Source organism: Brevundimonas sp. CURTG3B2_SDJG, from assembly GCF_057364705.1.
This window is the reverse complement of the sequence record NZ_JBNFOJ010000399.1, coordinates 1-2,138: the sequence shown is the minus strand read 5'-3', so window position 1 is coordinate 2,138 and position 2,138 is coordinate 1. Positions and strand designations below refer to the sequence as shown.

The window sequence follows — 2,138 nt, the reverse complement described above, 5'->3', positions numbered from 1 at the left end:
TCTCGGTCGCGGCGAGCCGCTGTTCGCCGACATCGTCGCCCGCTCGGGCGCCCTGCGCGGCGAGGTCCAGGGCTGGCTGACCTCGGGCGCGGCGGATCAGGCCGGCTTCTTCGCCGGCGACGCCTTCACCGGCTTCAAGGCGCGGGCCGTCGAACTGGCCGCCCTGGACATGCAGGGCCACCTGATCCTCAAGGACCGCGGCACGGACGGCGACCTGAAATGCATCCTGCGCGGCATCTCGGAAGACATGCCGAAAAAGGTCGAGGCGGTCGAAGCCGCGGGCACCCCGGCCGAACGCCGCGTCGCCCTGGACGAACTGGCCTATCTGCTGAACGACAACGTCGAAGTCATCACCGCCCCGCCGCAACCGCCGGTGTAAGGGCGTATGATTGTCGTCATCCCGGGGCGCGCAGCGACCCCCGGGATGACGAGAGGGGATTACGTCCCCACCGTCTCCGGATACTTCACCGCGCACCCGTACGGCGTCGCGAACGCCGTCTGGACCGGCCGTCTTCACCGATCGCTTAGATTCGCAGGATCATCCACGGTGGTGAGGACTTTGCCGAAAAGCGTACAGAGCGCGAATTGTTCGTTCTGGACAGATATGAGGTCGCCTAGGAGACGTTGATTTGCGTCGGGGAGCCCATCACAGAAGATGCAATCTCATCGGCAACTGGCTGAAGAGCCGGAACTCCGCCTTGGGTCACGAGCAGTGATTTCGTCGGATCGATTACAACGGAGAGGGCGTCAGGCACAGCGTCCAGGGCGCCGTCAAGCGAGCCATCCGAGCCCGGTACAATCCAGGCGCCGTCCCACGCCTTCATCCCCCCCAATGGGGTAACGGCGGCATTCACGGCAGCAGCGCTGGCGGGCGGGGCGACAACGAGAACGGACACAGGAAACTCCCTGGAGGTTGTCTCTGGACGTAACTCTCCGTTGAAAAACAATCAAAGGAAATCAATCGATCGCCCGAAGGCGGTGCGCATACCGGCAGGCCGGCGAACCCAGCGCGGCGGCGAGTGGCTGACTAGGCGCTGAACCGAAACGGGCGGCCCGGTCGAACCGGTACCGCCCTTCGGTCAGACGATGAAGAGAGCGACGAGCGCGACAATCCTGGAAAGGATGGAAGCGACGTCGATCTTCACGTCGATCGTTACCGAGGTCTTCGACCGCATGGTCAGATTCCCTCGGGTCGTCGGCGCCTTCGACCCGGGTGGGTGAAAGGTCTGGCCACCTCGGGGTGTTTGACCGCTCCCCGTCGGATTTCGGTTCGGCTGCCTCGGGCGTTCTAGAATGGCCTCTGGCGCGTGTCAGACCCGACACGTGAGACAGCAGGGCCTCCGGCCCTCAGACTCCGCTTGGCCCTCCGGGCTGCATCGTCCTTCGCCCAGCGCGCGGCACGCTCTTGTCGTCACCGGGTGCCCGCCATGTCTGAAGTGACGGATCGGCTCGGAACGTTGGAACTGTGCCATAATCGTTAACGGGAGTCGAGAAACCCGACATGGCCCGGCTACACCAGACTCCCGCCTAGCTTAGGTGCGGCTCCTCCCAGGTAGCGTGGAGTGTGGGACTGAATATCAACAGGGGTGGGTCGAGATCCGGACTGCTGTTCGCCTCCGACTAGGCAGCGGGTTTTCGCCCTCGCTCCGCTCCGGCGCCGCTGGGTCCCGGCCTTCGCCGGGATGACGAAAAGCAGGGATCAAGCCCCCACCGTCTCCGGATACCTCACCGCGCAGCCATACGGCGTCGCAAACGCCGTTTAACAGCAGCCGCCCCGCCTTCAGTCGGCGGCGGCCTCGTCCAGGGCCTGGACGACCAGCCCTCCGGTCAGCAGTTGCGGCAGGATCCGGGGCGCGTCCGACCCCGGGGCGTAGAGCAGGTACAGGGGAACGCCCGAGCGGCCGTGGCGCTGCAGCTCGGCGGTGATGGCGTCGTCCCGCCGCGTCCAGTCGCCGACCAGGTAGACGGCGTTGGTGCGCTCGATCGCGCCCTTCACCTCGGCCGAGGACAGGGCGGCGCGCTCGTTGATCTTGCAGGTGACGCACCAGTCGGCGGTGAAGTTGACCAGCACCGGCCGGCCTTCGGCGCGGGCGGCCTGGACGGCCGCCGCGGACCAGGCCGCGCCTTGCAGGGCCTCG

The 2,138-nt window shown here is 66.4% G+C and carries 2 protein-coding genes; one reads left to right on the top strand and one right to left on the bottom strand.

Annotated features, from left to right (window positions below):
• Positions 1-379 (top strand): hypothetical protein (locus AC2W7C_RS17105; protein ID WP_486002448.1); only part of this gene is annotated, 379 nt, incomplete at its 5' end.
• Between the two features lie 1,401 nt (positions 380-1,780).
• Here the strand turns inward: AC2W7C_RS17105 and AC2W7C_RS17100 are convergent.
• A partial coding sequence (locus tag AC2W7C_RS17100; protein WP_486002447.1) for a thioredoxin family protein occupies positions 1,781-2,138 on the bottom strand: 358 nt, incomplete at its 5' end.